We start from the raw sequence: 26,681 nt of genomic DNA, 5'->3' as shown, positions 1-26,681 counted from the left end.
AGCATTGACCACCCACCAAGGCACCCCCGCCCCAACAACTCACAGTGGAAAAGCTGGGCAGACCAGCGGCTCCCGCACGCCCACGACAGAAACCACCGGCCCACCAACACAACCACCCACGACCAAGATCACCAACAAAACCCATCGGTGGATCTGGGTTCTAACACTGATAAACACTCACGAGGGGTTCTACCGCAGGGTGGCGAGGTTGTCCTTCGGCACAGCGGGGGCGCCGTCCCGCTCGCGGGGGCGGCTGGGGATGAACGCGGCGATGGCCAGCGCGGCCAGCGCCGTGGCACTGCCGATCGCCATGATCAGCCGGAAGCCGGTCTGTGACGGGACCTGGGTGGGTCCGAACGAGACGGTGAGGTGCGCGAGGATCACCCCGGCGACGGCGCTGGAGACGGACGTGCCGATCGACCGCATCAACGTGTTGAGGCTGTTGGCGGCCGCCGTCTCCGACAGCGGTACGGCGCTCATGATCAACGCGGGCATGGCGCCGTAGGCCAGGCCGATTCCGGCGCCGATCAACGCCGAGACGAGGACGAGCTGCCACACGGCGGACATCAGCACGACACCGAGCCCGTACCCGGCGGCGACGACGACAGCACCGGCCATCAACGTCACCTTGGGGCCGTGGACACGGGAGATCCGCGCGGACACAGGCGCTGTCGCCATCATCACGAGACCGGACGGCACGAGCACGAGGCCGGTGACGAGCATGGTCTGCCCGAGGCCGTACCCGGTCGCCTTGGGCAGCTGCAGGATCTGCGGCAGTACCAAGGACATCGCGAACATCGCGAAGGCGAACACGATGGACGTCAGGTTGGTGAGCAGGACCTGGCGACGGGCGGTCGTGCGCAGGTCCACGAGCGGTTGCCGGATGCGCAGTTCGAACCAGCCCCATACCAGCAGCACGAGGATTCCCACGCCGTACAACCCGAAAGTGAGCCCGGCTTCCCAGTCCGCGCCCTTGGAGATGGCCAGCAGCAGACAGACCAGCGCCACGGACAGGCCGACAGCACCGACGAGGTCGAAACGTCCGCCGGTCCGCACGCTCGACTCCGGCACACAAGTCAGCACCAGCGCGAAAACCACGACGCCGAGCCCGGCGGAGGTCCAGAAAAGCATGTGCCAGTCGGTGTTTTCGGCCAGGAACGCAGCCGCGGGAAGGCCGAGGGCACCGCCGACACCGAGAGAAGCACTCATCACTGCCGTCGCCGAACCGAGCCGCTCCACCGGCAGTTCGTCGCGCATGATGCTGATTCCCAACGGGATCACGGCAGCCGCGGCGCCCTGCAGGGCTCGGCCGGCCACCATGGGGATCAGCGTGTCGGACAGTGCTGCGACGATCGACCCAAGGACCAACAAGCCCAAACTGAGCAGAAGCATGCGACGTTTGCCGTACATGTCGCCGAGCCGTCCGACGACCGGCGTCGCGACCGCTCCCGCCAGCAGCGTCGAGGTGATCACCCAGGACGTGTCCGCCACGGACGCGCCGAGCAGCGCCGGAAACGTTGGCAGCAGCGGAATCACCAGCGTCTGCATCAGCGACACCACGACCCCGCCGAGTGCCAGTACCGGCACGACGACGTTCGGTCGTGGCCGGATCGCGGCGAATTGGGACATTCAGGGCCTCCATCTCGGCGTACCATGCCGATCATAGATTAAGTCAATTGACTGACTTAACGCCGCACGACAAAGGAGTCACCGGTGACAGAGGAGCTGGTGCGATACCCGATCCCCACCCAGTCGGCGCTGGAACCCCCGGAGGACTGGGCCCGGCTGCGTGCGCAGTGCCCGGTCGCGCGTGTCCAACTGCCCAGCGGGGACGAGGCTTTACTGGTCACGCGCTACGACGACGTCCGGCAAGTGCTGTCCGACCGCAGGTTCACCCGGCCGACCCCGGACGACAACGCGGCCCGGGTCGCGGATGTCGAGTCGGGCGGCGTGTTCAACAGCGAGATCGCCACGATCCTGCCGCAGCACGGCGAGGCGCACACGCGGTGGCGCCGCATGATCGGCAAGTGGTTCACCATCCGGCGGATGAACGAGTTGCGCCCGGCCGTCGAGGCGATGGCCGAGCAGTTGATCGACGACATGGTCGCCAAGGGAGCGCCCGCCGATCTCAAGGCGTCATTGGGCTTTCCGCTCCCGGTGTGGGTCATCTGCGACATGCTCGGCGTGCCCGACGCCGACCGGGACCGTTTCGCGCGCTGGTCGGACATGTTGCTGAGCATGACGAAGTTCACCCAGGAGGAGATGACCGCCGCCCAGGTGGAGTTCGGCACGTACATGGCCGCGCACATCGCGGCGAAACGGGAACACCCGGGCGACGATCTGCTCAGCGCGCTGATCGAAGAGCCGGAGATGACCGACCTGACGCTGATCGCCACCGGCATCGCCCTGCTCGTCGCGGGGCACGAGACCACGGCGAACATGATCGGCAAGATGGTCGCCATGCTGCTGGCCGACCGGCGGCGCTGGGAACAGCTCGTCGCCGATCCGGACCTGGTGCGGCCCGCCGTCGAGGAAGCGCTGCGGATGGACGCCAACGCGGGCTTCGGCATGCTGCGGTACCTCACCGAGGACGTGGAGATCGCCGGCACCGTACTGCCGAGCGGCACGACGGCGGTGTGCAGCATGGCCGCGGCCAACCGGGACGAGAAGGTGTTCGGCAACGCGGCCGAAATGGACATCCGGCGCAGCCCGAACCCGCACCTGGCGTTCGGTGCGGGCGCGCATTCGTGCATCGGTCAGCCGCTGGCCCGCACGGAGCTGCAGGCGGTGCTCGACGTGCTGGTGCGTAAGCTGCCCTCGCTGGAGCTCGCCGTCGACGTCGACGACCTGCGTCGGATCGAAGGGCTGGTCGTCGGCGGGCTGAAGGAATTGCCGGTGCGGTGGTGACATGAGGACAACACGAGCCAGTGCGACGCGGGAACTGATCCTGACGGCGGCCGAGCGCCTGTTCGCCGAGCACGGGGTGCTGGCGGTCTCCAACCGGCAGGTCAGCGAGGCCGCCGAACAGGGCAACAACACGGCCGTCGGCTATCACTTCGGCACCAAGGCCGATCTGGTGCGGGCGATCGCCCGCAAGCACTCGGTGCAGATCGAGGAGATCCGCCAGCGCATGCTCGCCGAGCTGGGCGACAGCGGCGATCTGCGGGCATGGATCGCGTGCCTGGTACGGCCGACCTGCGAGCATCTGGCCGAACAGGGCAATCCGACGTGGTTCGCCCGGTTCAACGCGCAGGCGATGACCGAGCCGTCGCTGCGCGAGATCATGATGGACGAGTCGCTGTCGTCGCCGTCGCTCGTGCGGATCATCGCGGGGATCAACCGGTGCCTGCCGGAGCTGCCCGCCGATGTCCGTGCCGAACGCAGGGACATGTCCAGGCAGTTGATGGTGCACATGTTCGCGGAACGGGAACGTGCGCTGGCCGAGGGGACGGCGACGCCCCGGGCCAGCTGGCGGGACACCGCGGACGGGCTGATCGACGCGCTGGCCGGGCTCTGGCTCGCGCCGGTGAGCAAGTAGGCGGCACCAGGTCCGATATGGACCAGGCCCCCTCGTGAGTGTTTATCAGGGTTAGAACACGGATAAACACTCACGAGCTACTTCCTGCCCTGCGCGTACCTGCTCGTGGTCTACATGGTGACTGTGCCGAGAACGCGGCGAATGCTGATTTCCAACACGACACGCTTCGGGTTCACGCGCGGCGTGCGGTAACGCTCGGCGTAGCGTTCCTCGGCCAGACGGACGGAATCGGCGTCATCACGCAGAACCGCCGTGCCTTCGATCGTCGTCCAACGGCGGCCGTCGACCTGACAGATGGCCGCTGGAACGCCGTCAGGACCCGCCGCACGGATACGGCGAGCCTTGGCGGACTCCCCTGACGTGATGACGCGGACGATTCCGGCGGCCACGTCCAGCGTCGCTCCGACGGGGACCACGTGCGGTGTCCCGTCCGGCCGGATCGTCGTGATGGTGCACAGATGGCGTTCCCGCCAGAAGGCGGCGAGCTCGCCGTCGGGATCGATCACGCCGATCAGGCGCGTTCGGCGAGGAACCGGTCGATGGTGCCGCGCCGACGGGCGTCCGCCTCGACGTCCGATGTGGACTCACCGAGCACCCGGGCGGCCAGCTCGACCGCGATCCGGGAGACCTCGGGCCGCAGTTCCGCCTTGACCTGGACCCGCTGGGTCTCCAGGTCGGCACGGGTCGCCATGACCAGTTCGTCGGCTTCGGCCTTGGCCTGGGCGCGGACCTCGGCGATGACCTGGTTGCCCTCGGCACGGGCCTCGTCACGGATACGGGCCGCCTCGGCCTGCGCGGCGTGGATCTCCCGCTGGTAGCGCTCAAGGGCCTGCTGTGCCTCGGCCTGCATGGCCTCGGCTTCCTCGATCCGGCCCTCGATACGGCCCTGCCGTTCGGTGTACAGCTTCTCGAACCGCGGCACGACCAGCTTGGACATGACCAGGTACAGGATGATGAACAGCGCGAGCCCGAGCGGGACCTCCACGGGCAGCGTGCTCGGGAAGACCGGGCTCTCCTGGTCCGGTTCCACCGCGAGGACGAAGTTCGGCATCGGCGCTCCCCCTGGGTCGTCGGTGACCTCACCTTACCGGTCGTGACCTTGCGCGATCGCCTCCGCCTTACCCGGCGAAGCCCGCACCAGAGTAGTTGCTGAACCTAAGCAAGTAGCGAACTTCACAGCGCCACTGGAATCGCTCCAGGTAGATGATGGTTGACGGTCTACTGGGAGGAAAGACATGACTCAGGTGGCGCGCGCCGCGGTCGGGCTGCGCTCGGAACGCGGCCCGGTCCTCGGTTCGATCATGCTGGCCACCGCGCTGGTGGCGCTGGACAGCACGATCATCGCGACCGCGGTGCCGTCCGTTGTGGCCGATTTGGGCGGGTTCTCGCAGTTTCCGTGGTTGTTCTCGATTTATTTGTTGACACAGGCCGTCACGGTTCCGTTGTACGGCAAATTCGCGGATCTGTTCGGCCGTAAACCGGTTCTGCTGTTCGGCATCGCGGTTTTCCTGATCGGCTCGGTGCTGTGCGGGGTCGCCTGGAGCATGCCGGTGCTGATCGCCGCCCGGGCCATCCAGGGCATCGGCGCGGGTGCGGTCCAGCCGATCAGCATGACCATGCTCGGCGACCTCTACACCCTTGAGGAACGTGCCCGGGTGCAGGGCTACGTGACCAGCGTGTGGGGTATCTCGTCGCTGGTCGGGCCGGCGCTGGGCGGCCTGTTCGCCGAGTACGTGTCGTGGCGGTGGATCTTCTTCATCAACATCCCGGTCGGTGCGCTGGCCGTGCTCGTGCTGCTGCGCAAGTTCAACGAGGAGATCACCCGTAGCAAGCACAAGATCGACTACCTCGGCTCCGCGCTGCTGACCATCGGCCTGTCGCTGGTGCTGCTCGGGTTGCTGGAAGGCGGCGTCGCCTGGGCGTGGGACTCGCCGCCCAGCGTGCTGATCTTCGCCGCAGGCGCGGTTGTGCTGATCGCGTTCGGCTTCGCGGAACGCCGGGCCGACGAGCCCGTGCTGCCGCTGTGGGTGTTCCGCAGCCGCACGCTTGTCGGCGGCAATCTGATGGCGTTGATCGTCGGCGCGATGATGATGGGCCTCAGTTCGTACCTGCCCACGTTCGTCGAAGGCGTGCTCGGCACCGGCGCGCTGGTCGCCGGTTTCACGTTGGCGGCCATGACCATCGGGTGGCCGATCGCCGCGAGCATGTCCGGGCACGCGTACATGCGGATCGGGTTGCGCAACACAGCCATGATCGGCGCGGTCTTCGTGATCGTCGGTGCCGTGCTGACCGCGATGCTCCCGCGCGACGCCGCGATCTGGCAGGCCGCGGGCGCCGCGTTCATCATGGGCGTCGGCCTCGGCCTGACGTCAAGCCCGTCGGTGATCGCCGTCCAGTCGTCCGTCGGCTGGGAACGCCGTGGCGTCGCCACCGGTACCAACATGTTCGCCCGTTCCCTGGGCAGCGCGGTTGGCGTGGCTGTGTTCGGCGCGATCGCCAACGCCACCCTCGCCAACCGCTTCGCGACCCCACCGGCCGAGGTCGCCGGGCAACTACCCAGCAGTGTGGACGCCACCAGTCTCGTCCTGGGCACGCACGACGACTCCCCGGTGTCCTCGTTCATCCGCGGCGCCCTGTACGACGCGACTCACAACGTGTTCGTCTCGTTGATCATCGTCGCGGCGCTCAGCGTCATCGCCCTGTTGCTGATGCCTAGCCGAACGGCAGCCGAGGCACGTTCCTGACGAACAAGATCCCGTCCGTGTCCCGGACGTGGGCGGGATCAAGCGGGATGTAGCTGAAGTTCCCGGTGGTGCGCGGTTTCAGGCCGGTCGTGTCGATGTCGGCCGAGCGCACCACGAAGCTGTCACCGGGCAACGTCGACAAATACCCTTCCAGGGTGTCCGGGTCCGGCGCACCGACGTTGGGGTTCGGCGCGGTCCCCATGCCCGTGGCGATGAAGGCGTACTGGTCGCCGACCTCCGCGCTGACGATCGCGCCCGCGCACCAGAACTCCCGCACCGCACCGGCGAAGTCGAGGGTGCTCAGCTCCCGCTGCAGGTGCCTGTTGTGGGCGTTGACGAAGGTCTTGCCGTATTCGGCGATGGCCTTGAGGTTCTCGGCCATCATGGCGTCCCTGATGGCCATCAGGTGCGCGATCCGGGCGTCCGAGTTCCACGCCATGCCCTGGTGGTAGCGCAGCAGGCCGTTGGCGGTCCGGCCGTACAACCGGGCGGACCACCACTCGTCACGGGATTCCGCGATCAGCCGCGGTGTCCGCGCCACGAGCAGGCCCTGGAGGTCGTCGACGATCAGCCGGAGCCGTTCGACGTCCGGCGACGAGCCGACCGACTGGGTCGGGTCCATGGTCGCGTCGGGGTTGCTCCAGCGCTCGTCGGCGCCGAGTAGTTCGTCCACTGTGTACGGTGAACCGAGGTACGAGTTCAACGCGGTGATCGCCTGCCGTGGGCTCGCGGCGGCGGTTATCTCCAGCGGACCGTCGAAGCCGAAGAACCTGACCGGCTCCGGATGGGTCTCGTTGTAGGCACGCATCCACTCGACCAGCGCGCGGGACGATTCGAGCTCACCGAAGCCGTGGCTGAAGCCGTCTCGCATCACCTCGTCGAGCGATCCGATGCCGTCCACGACATAGGCGTTCACCACCTGGCCCGCCAGGCAGTCGCTCTCCAACGCGAACGCACGATAGCCGTGGTTCGCCACGAGGTGCTGGAAGATCTGGTTGCGCAGCAGGGGAAACGCTTCCATCCAGTGCGTCGGCTCGCCCAGCCCCAAGATCCGCGGAATGGCCGGCAGCCCGGCCAGGACGGCGTCCACTTGTTCCTCAATCGACATGGGTTCTACCGTATCGTTGAACTCTCAGTTGAAGCTTTGACCAGGAAAAACGCCAGAACTAGCGAGGAAACCCTCAACACGATGAGCAGGCCGATAGATCTCGCCAGGCAGCATCGGCTGTCCACGCAGGCGGTCCGGAACTACGAGGACGCCGGAATCCTGCCGCCCGCGGATCGCACACCCAGCGGCTACCGCACCTACACGGACCTGCACGCGAAGGCGTTGAGCGCCTTCCTGGCGCTGGTCCCGGCTCACGGCCACCAGACCGCGACCGCGATCATGCAGGCGGTCAACGAAGGTGCCGTCGACACGGCGCTCGCCCTCATCGACGACAGCCACGACCAGCTCCGCAAGGACCGGCAAACCCTTGCCTCGGTGGAGAACGCGCTCGCGACCATGACCCCGCCGGACGAGTCCAAAGTGGCGTCCGTCGGCGCACTCGCCCACCAGCTCAAGCTCCGCCCGGCGACGCTCCGGAAGTGGGAGAAGGCGGGCATCGTGCGACCGAAACGCGACCGGAAGACCGGATATCGCGTCTACACGGCGACCGACGTCCGCGACGCCCAACTGGCGCACCAGCTCCGGCGTGGCGGGTACCTGCTCAGCCAGATCGCCGACGTGCTCGACCAAGTGCGTACCGCGGGCGGCATCGAGCCGCTGCGGGCCACGCTGGCCGACTGGCACGGCCACCTCACCCGGCGTGGCCGGGCCATGCTCGCCGCGGCGGCCCAGCTCGACGACTACCTCAAGCAGGCCGCCCGCGAAACCTGAAGGACCGGCACGTTCCGAGCCAGTACGCCTAGGCCGTGTTTCAAATGCCCGATCGCGATAGCCGGGCCGGATGCGGCCCCTGACGCCACCGCGGGACCGCCCAAAGACAACCAGTATTCGCGGCGATCCCGCGGCGACGCCAGGAACCGCCCCACCGAGCCGATTCCGGCCTCCGGCCGGGGCAGACTCTCATCGACCGGGACATTCGAAACACGACCTAGACGTGGCCGTCCAGCACAGTCCGGATGGCCACGAGCTGGTCACCGGCGTAGTCGGCGTACGTCGGGTAGAACCCGTCACCCCAGCTCGTCATGGCGAACAGGATCTGCGCGCCACCGACCTCGATCACGCCCGACGCGGTCTCCGAGGCCCGGACGTCCCGCATGACCTGCCAGTGGTGCGAGTGCGGCCGGAAGTCCAGCTTCATCCGCTTGTCGTTGGCCAGCTGCCAGGTCTCGACGGTCTCGTACCGCTCGATCGCCTCTTCCAGGCCGAGGTTCTCCCAGCCGTACACGTCCGCCTCGCTGAGCGGCGACGCCTCGTGCGCGGCGGCGGCCTCCTCGGCGTCCCTGCCCCAGAACGCCACATCGGCCTGGCCGTCGACGGGCTTCAGGTGCCGCCACGAGCTCAGCGCGTCCGCGTCGGCGAAGGACAGGCGCGCCCAGTCGACGCCGACGCGGCCGAGCAGTTCGGTGCGTGTCACAGGCTCTTCGCTGACCCGCACGGACATGTCCTTCAGCCGCACGCCGTCCTCGCCGTAGTCCTGCTCGGTCGCTTCGACCGGCAAAGGACGGTCCGTCGGCAGGCCGCCGACCGCCACGACAGGAACACCGAAAATGATGAACCCACCGTCACCCCTGGTGACGGACCGTCGCACCCGCTCCCGATGCGGCACGCGTTCCTCGCGCGCCTCGGTCCTGGCGTCGAAGCCCTGCTCGTGGCAGAACTCGGCGAAGTCCCGCGGCATCTTGTCCACGTGCGACTTCGGGATGTCGTAGAGGAACACACCGGCCTGCCGGTCGTACGCCGCCGCGGCCTGTTCGGCGTGCGGCCCGACGATGTCGAAGTCGACCGCCCCGGTGATCTCCCTGATCAGCTTCGGGTCGTCGATGTTCAGCAGCACCGGGTCGATCTCGGCGGGCGACCGCTCGCCGGACCATGCCCCGAGGTAACCCCCATCGGCGACGACCAGGTGGCCGGACGGACACGTGATCTGTCCAAGTCGCATCACCGCATCCTATTGGGTGTCACCTGCCGGGGTGAGCTGGGCGCAGCAGCCGCAGCACGAGGACCGCCAGCACCCCGGTGATCGCGGCACACAGCAGCGCCACCACGTTGAGACCGGCCGTGAACTGCGTGGACGTGGTCTCCAGCAGCGATTGCCCGTTCGTGGCCACAGCGGTGCCGATGACGCCGAGCACGCCGACGCCCAGCGCGATGCCGAACTCCATCGCGGTCTCGGACATCGCGGCCGCCGACCCGGCCTTCTCCGGCGGTGCCGTCCCGATCACCAGCTCCGTGCCCAGCGCCATGATCGGGCCGATCCCCAGGTACACCAGGGAGAACCCGGCCATGACCAGGCCGAGGCCGTCGGCCGCCGCCAGCACGGCGAAGCCGAGAGCCGCCATCGCCAACGCGACACCGACGATGTGCGCGGGCGCGAACCTGCCGGCCAGCTTGGGCGTGACCAGGGAACTGAGCACGAGCACCACAGCGGAGGGCACCAGCCAGAGCCCGGCGGTCAACGGTGTGAAGTCCTGGACGAGCTGCAGGTACTGGGTGACGAACAGGTAGATGCCGCCGATCGCCGTCATCGTGAACAGCTGCGCCATCAGCGCGACGCTGAACGACCGGTGGCCGAACATCCGCAGGTCCAGTAGCGGATCGGCGAGCTTGCGCTGGCGCGACACGAACACCGCCCCGAACACCAGACCCACCACGATCGCGATGCCACCGGCCAGCCCGCCGTGCTGTTTGATGCCGTAGATCACCGGCAGCACCGCGGCCAACGACAGGAACACGCTGGTCAGGTCGAGCCTGCCGGCCTCGGTGTCGCGGTACTCCGGTAGCAGGAACGGCCCGGCCACCAGGAGCACGGCCATGAACGGAACGGCGAGCAGGAACACCGAGCCCCACCAGAACCACTCCAGCAGCAGCCCGCCGACGATCGGGCCGAGGGCGATCCCGGCCGAGAAACACGTGGCCCACAGGCCGATCGCGATCCCCCGCTGGCCCGGCGGGAACATCGTGCTGATCAGCGACAGCGTCGACGGGCCGAGCGTGGCGCCCGCGACGCCGAGCAGCCCACGAGCCAGGATCAACAGCAGCGGATCCGGCGCGAACGCGGCGAGCACCGAGGCCGCGGCGAACGCCATCGCACCGATCATCAGCAGCCTGCGCCTGCCGATCCGGTCGCCCAACGTGCCCATGGTGACCAGGAACCCGGCGACCATGAAGCCGTAGCTGTCCACGATCCACAGCAGTTCCGTGTCGGTCGGCCGCAGGTCGGCGCCGAGATGCGGGACGGCGAGATACACCACGGTGGCGTCCATCGCGAGCAGCAACGTCGGCAACGCCAGCACCGCGAGGCCGACCCATTCCCGGACCCCCGCCCGGGCTTCAGTTGTCTTCACGGGCCAGAGCGTGCGTGTGGTCGCCTACCAAGCGCTTACCAAACTATTCTCGGAGACATGCGATTCGGCGTGCTCGGGCCGCTCACCGTGCACGACGCGCACGGCGAGCCGGTCACGGTCACCCGGGCCGCGGTCCGGGTTCTGCTCGCCGATCTGCTGGTGCACCAGGGCCGGCCGGTGTCGGCGGACCGGCTGATCGAGGATCTGTGGGGCGCCCAGCCGCCCCGTGATCCGGTCGCCGCGTTGCAGGTCCGGGTCGCTCAGTTGCGGACCGCCTTGGGCGAGCGGACGTTGGTGGAGTCCACGCCCGCCGGATACCGCTTGGTCACCGACAATGTGGACGCCGCCGACTTCGCGTCGCTGATCGGGCAGGCCCGGGCGACGTCCGACGCCCGCCGGAAGGTCGCCCTGCTGGATCAAGCGCTCGCTTTGTGGCGCGGCCCGGCGTACGCCGACTTCGCCGACGCGGCGTTCGCCCAGCCCGCGATCACCCGGCTGACCGAGCAGCGGCTGGTCGCGATCGAAGACCGTCTCGATGCCCTTGACGACTGGGACTTGGGCGAACTGGCCGAACTGGTGGCCACGTATCCGTTGCGGGAGCGGCTAAGGGCGATCCAGATGCGGGCGTTGTACCGCGCCGGGCGGCAAAGTGATGCGCTCGCGAGCTTCCGTGAGCTCACGTCCTCGCTCCGCGAGGAGCTGGGCATCGATCCCGGTGCGGAAATCGTCCGGCTGCACCAGCAGATCCTTCGCCAGGACACCGGCCTGGCCAGGGCACGCACCAACCTTCCCGCCGAAGTGTCCCCTTTGGTCGGCCGCGCCGCCGCGATCAGTGACGTGAGCGCGCTTCTGGACGCTCATCGGCTGGTGACGCTGACCGGCTCCGGTGGTGTCGGCAAGACACGGTTGGCGCTCGCGACGGCAGGACGCGTGAGCCTGCCTGACGGCGTCTGGCTCGTCGAACTGGCCGGAGCCGGTTCCGTCGCCGAGGCCGTGCTGGCGGCGTTGGGTGTTCGTGAGTACCAGGAGCTGGCGCCAGCCGATTTGGTGCTGACGGCGTTGCGTGACAAGCAACTCCTGCTGGTCTTGGACAACTGTGAGCATGTTGTGGGTCAGGCCGCGGAGTTGGTGTCCCGGCTGCTGCGGGCGGCTCCTCTTGCGCGCGTGCTCACCACGAGCCAGGAACCACTCGGGTTGCCCGGCGAGGTGCGCTATCCCGTGCCGCCACTGGACGAGCCGGACGCCGTCCAGCTGTTGACCGAACGCGTACAAGCGTTGGGCCACAGCCTGTCTGACTCAGCTGCCGCGGCAGAACTGTGTCGACGGCTGGACGGTATTCCGCTCGCGCTGGAGCTGGCGGCGTCCCGCGTGCCTGTGCTGGGTGTGCACGAGCTTATTGCGCGGCTTGATGACCGGTTCCGGCTGCTGACCGACGGCTATCGCGACGCACCACCTCGGCAACGGACGCTTCGCGCGGTGCTCGACTGGAGCTGGAGCCTGTTGTCGGACGAGGAACGGACGGTCCTGCGCCGGCTTTCCGTGCACGTCGAAGGGTGCACGTTGGCGGCTGCCGAGGCGGTCAGCGGCCTTGACGTGCTCGACCAGCTGGCGACGTTGGCACAGCGCAGTCTTGTCGTTGTCACGCATGACCCGCAGCCGCGTTATCGCCTGCTGGAGTCCGTCGCCCAGTACGGCGCCGAACGCCTCGCTGAGGCCGGCGAAACAGCGGAAACCCGTCAACGGCACCAGATGTGGTACCTGCGATTGGCCGAGCAAGCCAGGGACGAGCTCTACGGGCCTCGTCAACGGCAGTGGCTCGCCACACTCGACCAGGAGTCGGCCAACCTGCGGGCCGCGCTGGACGGTCTCGTCCGTGACGGCCAGGCCGATCCGGCGTTGAGGCTGGCCAATGCGCTCACCGGGTACTGGTTCCTGCGCGGCAGGCGGAGCGAATCGTCCCGTGCCCTGAACTCGGCGTTGGCGTTGGGCGGCTCGCCCGAGCTGCGTGCCCAGGCCCGGGTGTGGCAGCTGGGCCTGGATCTGCTTGCCGGGCAGGGAACCGATCGAGTCGCGGCCTGCGAAGAGGTGCTGGCCGACTACACGCGGTTCGGCGATGCCGTGGGTATCCCCCGGGCGCAGTGGTTTCTGGGTTACGCGCTGTTCGTCTGCGGTGAGCTGCCCGCGAGCGAGGACTTCGTTTCCCGTGCGCTGGCCGGGTTCCGTGACGACCCGTGGGGCGAGGCCGTGGCTCTCGGCGTCCGCGCCGACCAGGCTCTGCTGCGTGGCGATCTGTCCACTGTGGAGGAGGCCGGTCGGCGGAGCGTGCGGATGCTGGCGGAACTCGGCGACCGGTGGGGCCAGTCCCAGGTGGTGTCGCCATTGGCCGCCTTGGCCGAGATCACCGGCGACTACGAGCGTGCCGAGCGGTTGCACACCGATGGCCTGCGGCTCGCCGAGGACCTCGGCCTGTGGACGGACGTCGCCGAACGGCTCACCGGCCTGGGCCGGTTACGGCTTCTCGCCGGGGACTACCGTGCCGCCTGGGACCTGCACGAGCGGGCGATGCGCCTGGCCGCGGAGCATTCCTACGAGCCAGGCGTGGTGCACGCCGAGGTCGGGCTGGCGTTGGGCGCCCGCCGCGAGGGAAAGCTCGACATCGCCGAAGCGCACCTGGAGCGCCTGCTCGAGTGGCAGCGCCGTGCGGACTACCCGCCCGGGGACGCCCTGATCTTCGCCGAGCTCGGCTTCGTTGCCGAAATGCAAGGCGATGCCGGCAAAGCGATGAACCTGCACCGGAAATCCCTGGCGGAAGCGGAGAGGTCCGGCGACCGACGAGCCGTCGCCCTTGCGCTGGAAGGCCTTGCCGGGGCGTACTCGATCAGCGGGGACCTCGCCCGGGCCGCCGAACTGCTCGACGCCGCGGCCGCGGAACGGGCGTCCGCGGGCGCTCCGCTACCGGCGGCTGAGCGGTTTGACGTGGACAGGATCAGCGCTCGGCTTGCGGGATGGCGTGATGGTGGCGAGCCACGCGCCGACGAGCATGCACGCTGATCCGACCGCCTGCACCGGCGTGATCGACTCACCGAGCACCAGCCACGAGCCCGTCAGCCCGAACACCGGCACCAAAAACATCGCCGAGGCTGCCGTGGCGGGCCCGACCGCCCGGACCGCCTGGTAGTACATGACGTAGGCCAACGCCGTGGGCAACGTTGCCAAGTAGGCCTGGTTGAGCCAGAACCCGGCGTCCAAACCGGACCAGTCGACGTCCCCGAAGGACGGCAACGCGATCACTCCCAACGCCACAGCTCCCGCTGTCGTGGCGTATGCGGTGACTGTGAACGCGGGCAACCTGCTCAGCAGCGGCGCGCCGCAGATCGTGTACGCCGCCCAGCACGCGGCGGCCCCGAGGAACAGCAGGTCCCCGGCGAACCGGCTCGACCCACCGTCCGGGATTCCCACGAAGAACACAGCGGCCCCGGCGACCGCGATGACCAGCCCGGCGGTTGCCCGGACGGTCAGCGTGCGGCGGCCGAGCAGGGCCGTGACCGCGACCGTGATCACCGGCGCCGTCACCGGGACGATCACGCTGCCGTCGGCCGACGGTGCGAGGGAGAGGGCCATGAAGAAGAACGAGTTGTAGCCGAACATCCCCAGCATGCCGAGACCGGCGACCTTGCCGAGGTCCTTGCCGCCGATCCGGTGACGGGCCAGCACGCTGTGCAGCACCAGCAGGACCACGGCGCCGAGCCCGAACCGGAGGAACGCGCCGACCTGCGGTGTGACCTCGTTCACCGACACCTTCGACAAGGCGAACGCGCTCCCCCAGAACGCCATGACCAGCACAAGCATCAAATACGTACGCACGTGTCCGATGCTGCTGCCGTTCCGCCGGGCGGTCTTGAACGCTCGTGCGTGGGGCACAATGAGCGGGTGGAGTGGGTTCGGTATCGACGGCTGGCAGATCGCCCGGTCGAGGCGATGCACGCCCACTTCGAACAGCACAGCTACCACATGCACAGCCATGACACGTACTCGTTCGGCCTGACCGAACTCGGTGCGCAGACGTTCGGCTGCCGGGGGTCGAGGCGGACGAGTGCGGCCGGGATGGTGATGGCCTTCAACCCCGACGAGCCGCACGACGGGCACGCCGAGACCGAGCACGGCTTCACGTACCGGATCATCCACATCGGCCCGTCGCTGGTCACGGACGTGCTGTCCGACCAGGCCGGGCGTTCGGCGGGCATGCCGTTGTTCACCGAGCCAGTGCTGCATGATCCCGTCCTGGCCAGGGCGCTTGACCGGCTGTACAACAGCCTCTCTGACGAGGCCAGCGCCCTGGCCAAGGATGAGGCGCTGGCCGAGACCGTGGCCGCGCTCGTGCGCCGGGCCGCGATGTCCGCGCCTGTTCCCGTTGTGCAACCACTGGCCAACGTCCGCCGCGCTCGTGAACTGCTCGACGCGGAGTACCTGTCGGCTGTGGGCGCCGAGGACTTGGCCACGGCCGCGGGGTGCAGCCGGTTCGCGCTGTACCGCGCGTTCAAGGCGACTTACGGGATGTCCCCCAGCGATTACCAACGGCTACTGCGCCTGCGGGCCGCTCGCCGGTTGATCGCCTCGGGGACCGCGCCCGCCGAAGCGGCCGTTCGCTCCGGGTTTGCCGATCAGGCCCACCTGACCAGATGGTTCCGCCGCTACTACGGCATCACGCCCGGCACTTACCAACGCGCCTGAGCATTGTCCGGCATCACGCACTTCCGGCGGCCCCGGGAGTTGAGCCTGACTGAGCCGGCGCCCTAAGGTGCTGCGGTGGGTTTCTTCGGTACCTATTTGTACGACGGTGACAAATGGACACCGCACGATCTCGAAGTGCCGCCGGACGTGGCCGGGCCGTGGCTGATGGTCGACATCCACGACAGCGACATCGCCGCGGTCAGGTACAGCCCGGCAGGGCCCGGCACCGGAATCGCGTACCTCGGGGTCACCCCGCGGGTCTACTTCGACGACGAGAAAGCCTCGGCGCCGACGGACGTGGCCCGCGAGGCGGAAGGCCTGGCCGCGTGGCGTGAGGAACTCGGCGCCTCGGCCGTCATCTCGGACGACCTGATCGACTTCCTCGCCGAGGACGAGGCGGAGGACTGGGATGAGGACGAGGACGGCGAGGACCTGGACGACACCTTCGTCGAGGAGAAGACGGTCCAGTTCCTCGTCGCGCTCAACGTTCCCGTGCCGGACGACCTGCTCCGCTCCTGGGCAGCTCGGCCGTCACTTTCGTGACTTGACCACTTCGTACAGACTGGTCCAGCTGTCGCGGCCGTGGCCCGTGGCGATCGCCCTGTCGTACAACGACTTCACCGCGTACGGCAGCACCGGGTCCACCCCGGACTCGTTGCTCGTGATCGTGATGTGGTCGGCCGTGGCACCCATCATGATCACGTTGGCCGCGTCGCCCGGGTGGTTGCCCTGCTGGATGTTCTTCAGCGCCTCGTCGAGGAAGTACGACACGGTGTTGAAGTTCTCCACGGCGTACGGGAAGAACTCCGCAGCAGGCACGCCCGCGGCCTCGATCAGCGCCGTGGCGTGCAGGTAGGACGCCAGCGCGGTCAGGAAGATGTCCAACTGCGCCTGGTAGAACAGCTGGCCGAGCGCGGGATCCGCGCCGACGTACTTGACGCTGCCGATCACGTTGAGCACCGGCTCGTACTTCTTGATGACGTCCTCAGGGCCGCCGTAGAAGACGTACGCGACGTCGGTCGCGACCTGCTCGGCAGGCACCATCACGCCGCCCGCGACGAAGGTGGCGCCACGGTCGGTCGCCCACTTCGCGGCTTCCCTTGTCTTGCCGGGAGTGTCCGAGCTGAGGTTGACGATCACCTTGTCCTGGAGCGTTTCGCCGTCCAGGATGTCGTACATCGCCTTGTAGTCGGTCAGGCTCAGAATCACCAGTTCGCTCGCTGCCAAGGCGTCCTTGACCGTCGGCGCGACCGTCGCGTCAAGGCCTTCGGCACGTGACGCGGTCCGGTTCCACACCGTGACCTCGTGACCCGCCTTGCGGAGGCCCCGGACCATCGCCTGGCCCATCGGGCCGAGACCGATGAGAGTGATCACTTCTTCCCCTTCTTCAACAGTTCCACCACGCCACCGATGTCCTCGTGGCCGTGGCCGTCCGCGACCCGGCGCGCCATCAGCGGGGCGAGCGGTGCCAGCAGTTCCGGGCTGATCCCCACTTCCTCAGCCGACAGCATGAGGTTCGCGTAGCCCGCGGACTGCATGGCGATGTTCGACGTGACGTTGATCGTGTAGTCCTGCTTGTCGATCTGCTCGGCCATGCCGTCGACATAGCCAGCCATCGAGGTGATGTAGCGCTTCAGCAGCGGCGCGAACGTCGTCGCCGGGACGCCCGCCGACGTGACCAGCGCAAGGGCGTGGAGGCCACCCGCGAACATCCCGTACATGCCACTGAGCAACCCGATGTCGTGCAGTGCCGCGAAACCGGCGTCCGTGCCGACGTACAGGCTCTCCCCGAACGCCTCCAGCACCTGCTTGTTCGTGTCGTACGCGCTACGCGACCCGCTGTAGAACACGAACGCGGCGGGCGTTCCGATCATCGGCGGCACGGCCATGATCCCACCGTCGAGGTAGTCGACGTCGTACCTGCCCGCGAACTCACGAGCTTGCCCCGGCGTGCCGTTGGTCAGGTTGACCAGCACCCGCCCGGTCAGCGCGTCACCGGCGGTGTCCAGCACGTCGGTCACGGACTTGTAGTCGAACAGACAGGCGATCACCAGGCGGCTGGCTGCCACCGCCTCGGCCACCGTGGTGGCGTGCGTCGCACCCTCGGCGACCAGTGGTTTTGCCTTGTCGGCAGTGCGGTTCCATACCGTCGTCGGGTATCCGGCCTTGAGCAACGCCCTGACCAGGGCGGACCCCATGTCCCCGAGCCCGAGAACAGTCACTGCGGATTTGCTGAGATCTGGCATGACCCCAACTCTGCGCGCCCCCACGCACGAACCACTGGGGGTCCACGCACGGCCGCTCCCCAGCGACCAAGCCCCGGCCGCCCCCAAACCCCTCGTGAGTGTTTATCGGTGTTCTAACCCTGATAAACGCTCACGAGGGCTGAGCTGGGGTTATTCGCCGCCCTGGACTCCTCAAACCGTCACCGGCACTGGCTTCGGCGACCAAGCCCGTCCGAGCGGAGCGAGGACAATCCAACACGGCTTGGTCGCGCCGGTCATTTACGCCACGCAACACGCCCGACACCGCCCCCGCCCACCACGGAGACCAGCCACCGAGCGGTGTCGGCAGCGTGGGGCGGGGTGGAAATGACCGGCTTCCAGCGACCAAGCCCGTCCGAGCGAAGCGAGGACAATCAAACACTGTCGGTGGGTGCCGCTACCTTCGGAGAGTGCGATTCGGGGTGCTGGGGCCGTTGGCCGTGTGGACCGCTGACGGGCGCGAGGTGCGCGTGCCCGAGGTGAAGGTCCGCGCGCTGCTGGCGGATCTGCTTGTCCAGGACGGCCGGCCGATCCCGGCCGACCGGCTGGCCGACGACCTGTGGGGCGACAGGTTGCCCGGCAATCCGGTGAACACGCTGCAGACCAAGGTCTCGCAGCTGCGCAGGGCGCTGGAGGACGCCGAGCCGGGTGGGCGGCTGCTGGTGTCCCACCGTTCGGGCAGTTACGTGATGCAGGTCGACGTGGACGTGGCGCGGTTCCGCACACTGGTGGCGCAGGCCCGTGAGGTCGGCGATCCGCGGGCGCGGGCGGCCTTGTTGTCCGACGCGCTGGCTTTGTGGCGAGGGCCCGCGCTGGCGGACTTCGCCGACGAGCCGTTCGCGATCCCGGTGATCCAGCGGCTCACCGAGGAACGGCTCGTCGCCTTCGAGGAATGGGCCGCGGCACGGCTGGAGCTCGGCGAACACGCCTCCTTGGTCGTGGAGCTCGCCGACCTGGTCGCCGAGCATCCGTTACGTGAGCGGTTACGTGCGCTCCAACTGCTCGCGCTCTACCGCGCGGGCAGGCAGACCGAGGCGTTGGACAGCTACCGTGAACTGGTCACGGTGCTGGACGTCGAGTTGGGCCTGACGCCCAGTCCTGAGCTGGTCGAGCTGCACTCGCAGATCCTCCGGCAGGATCCGTCGCTGGGCCTGCCGTCCGTGGCGCGCACGAACCTGCCCGAGCCGTTGACCGAGCTGGTCGGCCGGGAAACGGCGGTGCAGTCCGTGCTGTCGTTGATCGGCGAGACCCGGCTGGTCACGCTGACCGGTCCCGGTGGCGTGGGCAAGACGAGGCTGGCGATCCAGACCGCGCGGCAGACGCCGGAAGCGTGGCTGGTCGAGTTCGCGGGTCTGGAGCAGCACGGGACGCCGGAGTCGTGCCCGCGTGAGGACATGGTCGCCGAGGTCACCGCGGCGACGCTGGGCATCCGTGACGACCAGGGCGCCGTGCTGGACCGGCTGGCCGAGTCGTTGTACGCCAAGGAAGTCCTGCTCGTGCTGGACAACTGCGAGGGTCTGGTCGGCTCGATCGCCACGATGGCGTCCCGCCTGCTGCAAGCCGCGCCGCGGTTGCGCATCCTGGCGACCAGTCAGGAGCCGCTCGGCGTGGCCGGTGAAGTGGTGTGGAACGTGCCGCCGTTGGACGTGCCCAGCGCGGCCAGCGTCGAGGCTTCCGACGTCCGCGCGTTCAGCGCGGTGCAACTGTTCGTCGCACGTGCTTCGGCCGCTGACCCTCGATTTGTCCTCAACGCGGACAACGCGGCCGACGTCGCCGCGATCTGTCGTCGGCTGGACGGCATCCCGCTGGCGTTGGAGCTCGCCGCGACCCGAGTACGCGCGCTCGGCACGCGTGAGTTGCTAGCACGCCTGGACGACAGGTTCCGTCTGCTGGCGAGCGGCAACCGCGGCGGCCCGCCACGCCAACGGACGCTTCGGGCGATGATCGACTGGAGCTGGCAACTGCTGTCCCCCGTGGAGCAGGTAGTGCTGCGCCGCCTGGCCGTGCACGTCGAAGGCGCCAGCCTGGCCGCGGTCGAGGCGATCTGCGCGGGCGGTGACGTCCTCAAGGCCGACGTCCTGTCGCACGTCGCCGACCTGGTGGACCGGTCCTTGGTCGTCAGCAGCCCAGGGCCGCGATACCGGCTGCTCGAATCCGTTGTGGCGTACTGCGTCGAACAACTGCAGGCCGCAGGCGAACTGGACACGATGCGCCTACGGCACGCGGAGTACTACGTCAGCCTCGCCGAACAAGCGGACAGCAAGCTGCGCACGAGCGAACAGCGCCCGTGGCTCGAAGTCCTCGACCTCGAAACTGCCAACCTGCGCCGCGCGCTGGAAACCGCCCTGCAACACGGAAACGCCGCCCTCGCGCTGCGCCTGGCCAAGGCGATGACGTGGTACTGGTTCCTCCGTGGCCGTATCAACGAGGCCCGCAGGACGATCCGGCAGGCCCTCGACGTCCCGGGCGAAGTGCCGGACCTGCGATCGACGGTCCTGGCTTGGGACGTCGGCCTCGCCGTGCTGGCCGGTGAACCGGTCGACGAGCAGGCCTTCGAGGTGGCGCACGACATCAAGAACCCCGCCGACCGCGCCATGGCCCTGTGGTTCCTCGGCTACGTCAACACCACGATCGGCTCGGCGACCGCCATCGAACTGACCACCCAGGCACTCGCCGAGTTCGAGGCGCTCGACGACACCTGGGGCGTCGCGGTGGTCCTGGTCGACAGGATGGCGCAGTACATGGCCTGCGGCGACTTCGACGCGGCCGAATGCGCCAACCAACGCAGCGCCCGGCTGATGGCCGGCCTCGGTGAACGCTGGGGGCAGTTGCAGGTCAGCTACAGCACCGGAACCCTCGCCGAGATCGCCGGCGACTACGACCTCGCCGCCGAGATGCACGCCAACGGCCTGCGCATGGCCGAGGAACTGAACCTCACGCCGGAAGTGTCGTACCAGCTCTCCTGGCTCGGCCGGATCGCCCTGATCCGTGGCGACTACACCAAGGCGTGGGATCTGCACGAGCGGGCCCGCCAGATCGGAGCCGAACACGGCTTCAAACCGGCGGAGATGTACGCCGAAACCGGCCTCGCCCTGGGCGCCCGCCAGTCCGGTGACCTCGACACGGCGGAAAAACACGCCCGCAACGTCCTGGCCTGGCACCGTGAACAGCACTACGAGGCGGGAAGCTCGCTGATCCTGGTGGAACTCGGCTTCATCGCCGAACACCGCGGCGACGTACGGAAAGCACTGGCTCTCCACCTGGAGGGCTACACCGTAGCCACCGCCGCCAACGATCCCCGCGCGGTGGCCCTTGCCCTCGAAGGCCTGGCAGGAACCGAAGCACTGGCAGGCAACGCGGCATCCGCCGCCCGTCTCCTCGGCGCCGCCGCCCAGGCCCGCGAATCCGTCGGCCGCCCGCTGCCACCCGGTCAGCGCCGCGACGTCGACCGCATCACCGAAACCGCCCGCACCGCCCTCGGCCCGGCGACCTTCGCCACGGAGTTCGACCGCGGCAAACAAACCCCGCCCGACGACCTCATCCCCCGCTGACCGCCACCCGAAGCGGTCTTCCGCGCTCGCCGACGCCCCAGACCCGCACCCCCGTCATGGGTACATCGACCGCACCCAGCCAGCCCAGACCACATTCCCACCATCACAACGCCCCCAAGCATCCCCCACCACTCCCGGGGGGCGACCCCGGACCCAGTCTACCGGCGATGGCTTGGCGCGGAAGGGAAATCGGGCGCCTGTGGACAACCAGATTGGCGAACGGACCGTTCGTACGGTCTCCGCCAGGTCGGGCAGCGAAAAGCCGGCTGGGCGATCAGTGCTGGGCGGCGAGGGTTTCCAGGGCGCGGTCGGCGTGGCCGTTCATGTCGAGCTCGGAGTGGATCACCGCGAGCACCTTGCGGTTCGTGTCGATCACGAAGGTCATCCGGCGGTTCTTCAGCGGGCCGAAGCCGAGCTTGCGGCGGACGCCGAACCGTGCGGCGACCGCACTGTCCGGGTCGGACAGCAGGGGGTAGTCGAAGCCGTGCGTGTCGGAGAATTCGCGCTGTTTCTCCACCGAGTCCGCGCTGACGCCGACCCGTTGGGCGTTGTACTGCGCGAATTCCGCGGCGAGGTCGCGGAAATGGCAGGACTCCATGGTGCAGCCGCGGGTCATCGCCGCCGGGTAGAAGAACAACACGACCGGGCCCTTGTCCAGGAACTCCGTCAGCCGTCGCGGGGTGCCGGTCGCGTCCGGCAGCTCGAAGTCCTCCACCACGTCACCGACGGCCACGCTCATCCGAGTCTCCTCCTAGTCCAGCGCTACGAACCCAGCGTAACCGGGTCCTCGCTCACACGATCGGGTAGTTCTCGATGCCAGGACTTCCGCCGGTGGCATCAGGACGCCATAAAGGAACATCCCGAACGCGTCAGAACCTCGCCATCGCGAGGCGCCATCGGCCGATCACCGTGAGTCAATCGATGAGTGAGAGGTGCCAAGGACATGACCAGATGGCCGAGGATCCCCGGTTCCCTGGGATCCGCGGCGGGCTTCGCGGCAGGCATCATGGCCAGTCTGATCGCCTCGCTGGCCGGCGCCACAACGCACCACGAGATCGGCCTGTTCGCCCTCGCCCTGGCCGTCGCCGCCGTCTCGGCGATCACCACCGTCATCGGCGCGCTCGCCACCTGCGTGCAGTGCTGGTTGCTCTACGCAGGCTTCATCGTCGGCCGTTCCGGATCGCTCGTGCTCGACGAGGCGTCCGTCGAAACCGCCGGCCTGTTCACGATCATCGCGCTGGCCGCCACCGGCCTCGCGAGCGGCGGCACCACCGTGTTCGCACGCCTGAGCCGCTGAGCAGCCATTTCTCCCCCGAAGGGGTTACGGCGATTTGCCCAGGGCGCCATTGACCCCCAATGATCGAACATGTGTTCGATCGCGAGAGCAGGCAAGCGGCTGACGAGATCCGGGCGGCATCCGACTGGTTACGTGAACTGGGCCGTAAAGCCGCTCCCGGCGTGTGGCGCGCCGTACCGGAGGGCGCGTTGATCCGTCTGCGCGGCCGCGAGGACCATGAAGTCGCTGTGCTCACAGGCTTGTGGGCGCCACACACGGCCGACTATCTGACCGCGGTCGCTCCCGCCACGGCCTACAACGTCGCCGAACTGATGTGGCTCTGTGAAACCCATGTCCGCCAAGGAGAAATGCCCACCCGTCTGCGTGAAGCGTTGCTACGGCTGGCCCGAGGCCTGAAGTCGGACGTCTCGGCATAGCGACCAGCGGAATCTCGACGAGGCACGGAAAGCGGGCCACGGTCCTGACCGACGTGGCAGCCAGCGCGGGGCAGGCGGGAAACGTTGTCGTTCGCCCCGCGACTGGCTGCCACGCCTGGGAATCACGTCGAACAGGGGCCCAGGTTCTCCCACTGCGCGGTCAGTCCGGGCTCGGAGCCCTGAGTCCACCAACGGGCACGCCATAGCCGTCCGTTGTGCTTGACGCGCTGGTTCTCCAGGTACGCCGTGGCCCATTGCCAGTTCGGGGCGTTGGTGCAGTCGGGTGGGTTGGTGGGCGGCGGGTCGGTCGGCGGCGTACCGCAGTTGCCGACGAGGTCGTCCTTGAACCGCACGCCGGAACTACGGAACGACGACGCCTGAGCCGAGGCCTCAGCGGGAGTCAGAACACGGTTCTTGGCGTAGTACACCCAGTCGATCTGCTCGTGGTACGTGCTCAGCCCGCCGCTGTGCTGGGTGAGGTCGATGAACCAGTGGTTGAAGTTGAGCGACATCATCTGCCGCGGGTAGACGCTCAACTCCTTGCCGTCGACGAAGATCGTGCTGTGGTCCCCGGTCAGCTGACCGTCCACGTAGTACTTCACGTGGCCGCCGGACACCGTGGCCGCGATCGTGTGCCACCCCGCCATGCTCCGGACCTGCTTGTCGTACTTGTTCTTCGACACCCAGGGTTCGAGCTGGTAGGTGTGCCACGAGGTGTGGAAGTTGACCGGCCACGTCGGTTCACCCCATCCGCCGTTGGGCAGGTACTCGGCGAAGTCCAGTTCGCTGTACAGGGGGTCGTTGTCGTACCGGAGCGGGCTGATGGTGAAGAACGTCTGGTTGATCCGGTCGCCGTCGGGACCGCTGACCGGCGCGTCCGAGAACTTGATCCGGGCCGCGTACGTGCCTTCGAAGAACCGCATCTGGTTCTGCAGCAACTCCGTGTGGGTCGTGCCGCTCGCAGTGCCGTCGGTCGACGACGCCAGTTGTGCGGCCTTGTCACCGTCGACGGTCGGGAACGTGATTTTCTCCGGCGCCCATCTGGCACCGGGAACACCGGGGCCACCGGCGTTCGACCGCGCGGACCAGCCGTGCGCGGACAATGCCGGGTCGGTGTGCGATGTGTAGTGGAAGTCGTCGAACAGTTCGCCGCACGCGGCACTCGCCTGAGGCGAGGCCGTCGCGGCCGCGGGGGTGAGCATGGCGATCAGCGCCACGACCACCGCGGTGATTCTTGATCCGGACATGGGTTCTTCCTCGAGTAGCAGGGAACCTCGCAGAGAGCCGGCCGGCCGTAACTGGTAAACTCCACCTCCCGGGCAACGTTGTCAAGAGGTAAACGGAATATCTCCCTTCGCTGCTAGAACCGCCATCCAGTGGTCAGTTATTGGTCCACGTTGATACCCTTGGCCGTCGGGGTCGGCGAAGGGAGCGGTCGGTGAAGCGGGCAGAGGTGCGCGAACGGCTGCGTCAGTTGATCAACTCTCGGCAGCCGGGCGAAGTCCTGCCGTCCGAGCGAAATCTCAGCGAGGAACTGGGCGTGTCCCGGCCGACGCTCCGGGCCGCGATGAGCGACCTGGCCAAGGACGGCCTGTTGGTCCGGGAGCACGGCCGCGGCACGTTCACCGGCGCGCGCAAGATCTCCCAGGAGCTGACGCCGATGCCGACCGGGGAGTTCAACGCGCCACCCGCGGACGGCACGTGGTTCAGCCGCGTCGTCGAGTTCACCACCCAGGTCGCGGGCGCCCGGCTCGGTCAGCGCCTGCAGGTCTCACCGAGCACAGAGCTGTTGTCCGTCACGAGGGTCCGCATCGTCGACGACAACCCCATGGCGATCGAGCGGATCTTGTTGCCCGCCGAACTCGTGCCCGAGATCGCCCCCTCGGACTTCGAGTCCGGCTCGCTGTACGAACTGCTGCGCATCCGATATGAAGTTGTCGCGAGCAAGGCCGTGCAGACGACCGAACCGACGGTCACCGACCCGACGGAGTCGGAGCTGCTCGGCGTGCCGCTGCACGCGCCGGCACTGCTCTTCGAGCGCACCACGAAGGACACAACCGATCGCGTGATCGAGTACACCCGGTCGATCTATCGCGGGGACCGGTACCGCATCACCACCCACCTCACGTTCGATCATACCTCAGGCTAGGACGATAGTTCACCCCGAGTTCCTTCAGCCTGCTTTCGTGCTGTGCCAACCGGTCCGCGAAGTCCGGCCACTGTCCCGACCACGCGTTCTCGGCGAGCGCGCACAACCTGGGAAACGCCAGGTACTCCACCGCTTCGGCTGTCGCCGCGAACTCCGTCCACACCTGACCCTGCGTACCGAGTACCGCACCCGACAACTCGGAATCCCAAGTGGACGGCAGAATCTCCTGACGGTACACGTCTTCCAGGGTGACGATGCCCGTGGGCTGTCCCGGCGGTTCACCGTGCGCGGCTTGGGGATAGTCGAGATACGTCGACCGCCACGGCGTCATCACGACCTGATGCCCACGTTGTGCCGCAGCCAACCCGTGTTCGGCATCGCGCCACGCCATCACCGTCGCCTCCGCGGGCAGGCTCCCACTGTGGTCACCGTCGTCCCAGCACACCGGTTGTCTGCCGTGCCGCACCAGGAACCGGCTGATCTGGCCAAGGAACCAGCCGCGCAGCTCGCTCGCTCCGGCCAGTCCTTCGGCCGCGATCCGTTGCCGCGCGACAGGACTGCGCTCCCATTCGACAATCGGGCACTCGTCGCCGCCGATGTGGATCCGTGGTGACGGAAAGATCTCCATCACCTCGGCCAGCACCTCACGGCAGAAGTCCAGCGTCGATTCCTGGACGCCGAAGATCGCGTCCGACACACCCCACCCGGTCCACACGCCCAGTTCGCGGTCCGGGAAGTTCCCGAGTTCAGGATACGCCGCCAAGGCCGCTCGCGCATGTCCCGGCATCTCGATCTCGGGCATGATCGTGATTCCGCGATCACTCGCGTACCGCACAAGGTCCTCGAGTTCACGACGGGTGTACGCGCCGCCGTGCGGTGTGCCGTCGAACCTGGTGCTCCCGGCCGGACCGATCATGCTTTCCGGCCGCCAGGCACCGGTTTCGGTCAACGCGGGGTACCGGCGGACCGGCATCCGCCAGCCCTGATCGTCGGTCAGGTGCAGGTGCAGCACGTTGAGTTTGTGCAGCGCCAGCAGATCGACGAACTTGCGCAGGAAATCCACGGGCATGAAGTGCCGGGCCACGTCGATCATCGCGCCACGCCAGGCGAACCGCGGCCGGTCGCTGATGTCCACACACGGGATGTGACTTCCCCCCGAGGTCATCAGCAACTGACGGAGCGACTGGATCCCGTGCAGCAGACCGGGATTGCGGGCCGCCCGCAGCACGACGGCCTGCCGGCTGACGATCAGCGAGTACCCTTCCTCGCCCATCCCGGTCAGCCGGGGATCCAGTGCGAGCGTGATCGTGCCGCTGGGCACGATCCTCGGCGACAGGCCGGCTGTGCCCGCGATGTGCTCGCGGAGGAGTTCCGCGGCCGGTTCAGTGCCCTGTCCCGCCCGGATGGCGGTCTCCGAGTCCACAGTGAAGTGTCCTGGCCGGGTGATCATCCGGTGTGGACGTGGAATCAGCATCGACA

Annotated in this window: 23 protein-coding genes; 11 read left to right on the top strand and 12 right to left on the bottom strand. The window is 68.0% G+C overall.

Annotated features, from left to right (window positions below; translation table 11 throughout):
• Window positions 1-189 precede the first annotated feature (189 nt).
• The gene (locus GC106_RS41555; RefSeq protein ID WP_173141681.1) at window positions 190-1,629 is read right to left on the bottom strand and encodes an MFS transporter; all 1,440 of its coding nucleotides are present in this window, start codon (window positions 1,627-1,629) and stop codon (window positions 190-192) included.
• An 84-nt stretch (window positions 1,630-1,713) separates the two neighbouring features.
• Between GC106_RS41555 and GC106_RS41550 the strand changes: the two genes are divergently transcribed.
• The gene (locus GC106_RS41550; protein WP_173141680.1) at window positions 1,714-2,907 is read left to right on the top strand and encodes a cytochrome P450; all 1,194 of its coding nucleotides are present in this window, start codon (window positions 1,714-1,716) and stop codon (window positions 2,905-2,907) included.
• Window position 2,908: 1 nt separating this feature from the next.
• Window positions 2,909-3,538 (top strand): TetR/AcrR family transcriptional regulator, encoded by a 630-nt coding sequence (locus GC106_RS41545; protein ID WP_173141679.1) that lies wholly within the window; start codon window positions 2,909-2,911, stop codon window positions 3,536-3,538.
• A 110-nt stretch (window positions 3,539-3,648) separates the two neighbouring features.
• On the opposite strand, the gene GC106_RS41540 is transcribed toward GC106_RS41545, so the two are convergent.
• Window positions 3,649-4,041 carry a TIGR03618 family F420-dependent PPOX class oxidoreductase gene (locus GC106_RS41540; protein ID WP_312873301.1) on the bottom strand — a complete coding sequence of 131 codons (393 nt, stop codon included), beginning with the start codon at window positions 4,039-4,041 and terminating at the stop codon, window positions 3,649-3,651.
• 8 nt (window positions 4,042-4,049) lie between these two features.
• Complete coding sequence (gene atpF, locus GC106_RS41535; protein ID WP_173141678.1) at window positions 4,050-4,589, bottom strand: F0F1 ATP synthase subunit B; 540 nt, start codon at window positions 4,587-4,589, stop codon at window positions 4,050-4,052.
• Between the two features lie 184 nt (window positions 4,590-4,773).
• Between atpF and GC106_RS41530 the strand changes: the two genes are divergently transcribed.
• Complete coding sequence (locus GC106_RS41530; RefSeq protein ID WP_173141677.1) at window positions 4,774-6,282, top strand: MDR family MFS transporter; 1,509 nt, start codon at window positions 4,774-4,776, stop codon at window positions 6,280-6,282.
• Here the strand turns inward: GC106_RS41530 and GC106_RS41525 are convergent.
• Window positions 6,251-7,390, bottom strand: coding sequence for an erythromycin esterase family protein (locus GC106_RS41525; protein ID WP_217281604.1), 1,140 nt, complete (start codon window positions 7,388-7,390; stop codon window positions 6,251-6,253). The two genes, GC106_RS41530 and GC106_RS41525, sit on opposite strands and share 32 nt — an antisense overlap.
• 81 nt (window positions 7,391-7,471) lie before the next feature.
• On the opposite strand from GC106_RS41525, the gene GC106_RS47215 reads away from it, so the two are divergent.
• Window positions 7,472-8,161, top strand: coding sequence for a TioE family transcriptional regulator (locus GC106_RS47215; protein WP_217281603.1), 690 nt, complete (start codon window positions 7,472-7,474; stop codon window positions 8,159-8,161).
• Window positions 8,162-8,378: 217 nt separating this feature from the next.
• Here the strand turns inward: GC106_RS47215 and GC106_RS41515 are convergent, their stop codons facing one another.
• Window positions 8,379-9,389: a hypothetical protein gene (locus GC106_RS41515; RefSeq protein WP_173141674.1), complete on the bottom strand. Its 1,011-nt coding sequence runs from the start codon at window positions 9,387-9,389 to the stop codon at window positions 8,379-8,381.
• A gap of 19 nt (window positions 9,390-9,408) precedes the next feature.
• Complete coding sequence (locus tag GC106_RS41510) at window positions 9,409-10,794, bottom strand: MFS transporter (protein WP_173141673.1); 1,386 nt, start codon at window positions 10,792-10,794, stop codon at window positions 9,409-9,411.
• A gap of 57 nt (window positions 10,795-10,851) precedes the next feature.
• On the opposite strand from GC106_RS41510, the gene GC106_RS41505 reads away from it, so the two are divergent.
• Window positions 10,852-13,845, top strand: a complete 2,994-nt coding sequence (locus tag GC106_RS41505; protein ID WP_217281602.1) for an ATP-binding protein — start codon at window positions 10,852-10,854, stop codon at window positions 13,843-13,845.
• Here the strand turns inward: GC106_RS41505 and GC106_RS41500 are convergent.
• Entirely contained in the window at window positions 13,747-14,658 is a 912-nt protein-coding gene (locus GC106_RS41500) for a DMT family transporter (RefSeq protein ID WP_173141672.1), read from the bottom strand. The two genes, GC106_RS41505 and GC106_RS41500, sit on opposite strands and share 99 nt — an antisense overlap.
• A gap of 66 nt (window positions 14,659-14,724) precedes the next feature.
• Between GC106_RS41500 and GC106_RS41495 the strand changes: the two genes are divergently transcribed.
• A complete protein-coding gene (locus GC106_RS41495; RefSeq protein WP_217281601.1) occupies window positions 14,725-15,525 on the top strand; it encodes an AraC family transcriptional regulator in 801 nt (266 codons plus the stop codon).
• A gap of 75 nt (window positions 15,526-15,600) precedes the next feature.
• Window positions 15,601-16,068 carry a hypothetical protein gene (locus GC106_RS41490; RefSeq protein WP_173141671.1) on the top strand — a complete coding sequence of 156 codons (468 nt, stop codon included), beginning with the start codon at window positions 15,601-15,603 and terminating at the stop codon, window positions 16,066-16,068.
• Here GC106_RS41490 and GC106_RS41485 read toward each other — a convergent pair.
• Window positions 16,057-16,899 (bottom strand): NAD(P)-dependent oxidoreductase, encoded by an 843-nt coding sequence (locus GC106_RS41485; protein WP_173141670.1) that lies wholly within the window; start codon window positions 16,897-16,899, stop codon window positions 16,057-16,059. The genes GC106_RS41490 and GC106_RS41485 overlap by 12 nt on opposite strands.
• Window positions 16,896-17,771 carry an NAD(P)-dependent oxidoreductase gene (locus GC106_RS41480; RefSeq protein WP_173141669.1) on the bottom strand — a complete coding sequence of 292 codons (876 nt, stop codon included), beginning with the start codon at window positions 17,769-17,771 and terminating at the stop codon, window positions 16,896-16,898. The genes GC106_RS41485 and GC106_RS41480 overlap by 4 nt, the downstream gene beginning before the upstream one ends.
• A 428-nt stretch (window positions 17,772-18,199) precedes the next feature.
• Between GC106_RS41480 and GC106_RS41475 the strand changes: the two genes are divergently transcribed.
• Entirely contained in the window at window positions 18,200-21,340 is a 3,141-nt protein-coding gene (locus tag GC106_RS41475) for an AfsR/SARP family transcriptional regulator (RefSeq protein WP_173141668.1), read from the top strand.
• A gap of 274 nt (window positions 21,341-21,614) precedes the next feature.
• On the opposite strand, the gene GC106_RS41470 is transcribed toward GC106_RS41475, so the two are convergent.
• Window positions 21,615-22,079, bottom strand: a complete 465-nt coding sequence (locus GC106_RS41470; protein WP_217281600.1) for a peroxiredoxin — start codon at window positions 22,077-22,079, stop codon at window positions 21,615-21,617.
• A gap of 204 nt (window positions 22,080-22,283) precedes the next feature.
• Here GC106_RS41470 and GC106_RS41465 point away from each other — a divergent pair, with 204 nt between their 5' ends.
• Entirely contained in the window at window positions 22,284-22,637 is a 354-nt protein-coding gene (locus GC106_RS41465) for a hypothetical protein (RefSeq protein ID WP_173141667.1), read from the top strand.
• A gap of 59 nt (window positions 22,638-22,696) precedes the next feature.
• Complete coding sequence (locus GC106_RS41460) at window positions 22,697-23,053, top strand: hypothetical protein (protein WP_173141666.1); 357 nt, start codon at window positions 22,697-22,699, stop codon at window positions 23,051-23,053.
• 122 nt (window positions 23,054-23,175) lie between these two features.
• On the opposite strand, the gene GC106_RS41455 is transcribed toward GC106_RS41460, so the two are convergent.
• Window positions 23,176-24,300 (bottom strand): carbohydrate-binding protein, encoded by a 1,125-nt coding sequence (locus GC106_RS41455; RefSeq protein WP_173141665.1) that lies wholly within the window; start codon window positions 24,298-24,300, stop codon window positions 23,176-23,178.
• Between the two features lie 191 nt (window positions 24,301-24,491).
• Here GC106_RS41455 and GC106_RS41450 point away from each other — a divergent pair, with 191 nt between their 5' ends.
• A complete protein-coding gene (locus GC106_RS41450; RefSeq protein WP_173141664.1) occupies window positions 24,492-25,202 on the top strand; it encodes a GntR family transcriptional regulator in 711 nt (236 codons plus the stop codon).
• Here the strand turns inward: GC106_RS41450 and GC106_RS41445 are convergent.
• Window positions 25,177-26,676 (bottom strand): beta-N-acetylhexosaminidase, encoded by a 1,500-nt coding sequence (locus tag GC106_RS41445; RefSeq protein WP_217281598.1) that lies wholly within the window; start codon window positions 26,674-26,676, stop codon window positions 25,177-25,179. The two genes, GC106_RS41450 and GC106_RS41445, sit on opposite strands and share 26 nt — an antisense overlap.
• Between the last annotated feature and the right edge of the window lie 5 nt (window positions 26,677-26,681).

The sequence above is a fragment of the Kibdelosporangium persicum genome (genome assembly GCF_013280595.1).
Classification (GTDB): Bacteria; Actinomycetota; Actinomycetes; order Mycobacteriales; family Pseudonocardiaceae; genus Kibdelosporangium; species Kibdelosporangium persicum.
This window is presented reverse-complemented; position numbering and strand designations above follow the sequence as displayed.

What these genes read in the sequence shown, in the direction of transcription:
- GC106_RS41545 (WP_173141679.1), top strand. Translation starts at nt 2,909, where the DNA reads ATGAGGACAACACGAGCCAGTGCGACGCGGGAACTGATCCTGACGGCG.
- GC106_RS41480 (WP_173141669.1), bottom strand. Translation starts at nt 17,771, where the DNA reads ATGCCAGATCTCAGCAAATCCGCAGTGACTGTTCTCGGGCTCGGGGAC.
- GC106_RS41505 (WP_217281602.1), top strand. Translation starts at nt 10,852, where the DNA reads ATGCGATTCGGCGTGCTCGGGCCGCTCACCGTGCACGACGCGCACGGC.
- GC106_RS41460 (WP_173141666.1), top strand. Translation starts at nt 22,697, where the DNA reads ATGATCGAACATGTGTTCGATCGCGAGAGCAGGCAAGCGGCTGACGAG.
- GC106_RS41525 (WP_217281604.1), bottom strand. Translation starts at nt 7,390, where the DNA reads ATGTCGATTGAGGAACAAGTGGACGCCGTCCTGGCCGGGCTGCCGGCC.
- GC106_RS41515 (WP_173141674.1), bottom strand. Translation starts at nt 9,389, where the DNA reads ATGCGACTTGGACAGATCACGTGTCCGTCCGGCCACCTGGTCGTCGCC.
- GC106_RS41530 (WP_173141677.1), top strand. Translation starts at nt 4,774, where the DNA reads ATGACTCAGGTGGCGCGCGCCGCGGTCGGGCTGCGCTCGGAACGCGGC.
- GC106_RS47215 (WP_217281603.1), top strand. Translation starts at nt 7,472, where the DNA reads ATGAGCAGGCCGATAGATCTCGCCAGGCAGCATCGGCTGTCCACGCAG.
- atpF (WP_173141678.1), bottom strand. Translation starts at nt 4,589, where the DNA reads ATGCCGAACTTCGTCCTCGCGGTGGAACCGGACCAGGAGAGCCCGGTC.
- GC106_RS41455 (WP_173141665.1), bottom strand. Translation starts at nt 24,300, where the DNA reads ATGTCCGGATCAAGAATCACCGCGGTGGTCGTGGCGCTGATCGCCATG.
- GC106_RS41465 (WP_173141667.1), top strand. Translation starts at nt 22,284, where the DNA reads ATGACCAGATGGCCGAGGATCCCCGGTTCCCTGGGATCCGCGGCGGGC.
- GC106_RS41555 (WP_173141681.1), bottom strand. Translation starts at nt 1,629, where the DNA reads ATGTCCCAATTCGCCGCGATCCGGCCACGACCGAACGTCGTCGTGCCG.
- GC106_RS41445 (WP_217281598.1), bottom strand. Translation starts at nt 26,676, where the DNA reads ATGCTGATTCCACGTCCACACCGGATGATCACCCGGCCAGGACACTTC.
- GC106_RS41470 (WP_217281600.1), bottom strand. Translation starts at nt 22,079, where the DNA reads ATGAGCGTGGCCGTCGGTGACGTGGTGGAGGACTTCGAGCTGCCGGAC.